2 rRNA genes are annotated in these 283 nt (G+C 46.6%); both read right to left on the bottom strand.

The annotated features are described in order from the left end of the window. A 5S ribosomal RNA gene (gene rrf, locus JIG40_RS00955) occupies positions 1 to 104 on the bottom strand; the annotation flags it as partial. Positions 105 to 198: 94 nt separating this feature from the next. Then, positions 199 to 283, bottom strand: a 23S ribosomal RNA gene (locus JIG40_RS00950); the annotation flags it as partial.

Genomic DNA, 283 nt, shown 5'->3' with positions numbered 1-283 from the left:
TCTACTCTCACATGGGGAAACCCCACACTACCATCGACGCTGTTTCGTTTCACTTCTGAGTTCGGAATGGAATCAGGTGGGTCCAAAACGCTATGGTCGCCAAGCAAATTCTTAAAATTCGGAAAGCTGTTTTTCGTTCTCACAACACATTCTTATGCGCTTAGCTTTGAGTCCACTACAAAACCCCTTGGGTGTTGTATGGTTAAGCCTCACGGGCAATTAGTACAGGTTAGCTCAACGCCTCACAACGCTTACACACCCTGCCTATCAACGTTCTAGTCTC

Source organism: Vibrio sp. bablab_jr001, from assembly GCF_016464285.1.
Classification (GTDB): Bacteria; Pseudomonadota; Gammaproteobacteria; order Enterobacterales; family Vibrionaceae; genus Vibrio; species Vibrio fluvialis.
The sequence above is the reverse complement of the archived record's forward strand: the minus strand, read 5'-3'. Positions and strand labels throughout refer to the sequence as shown.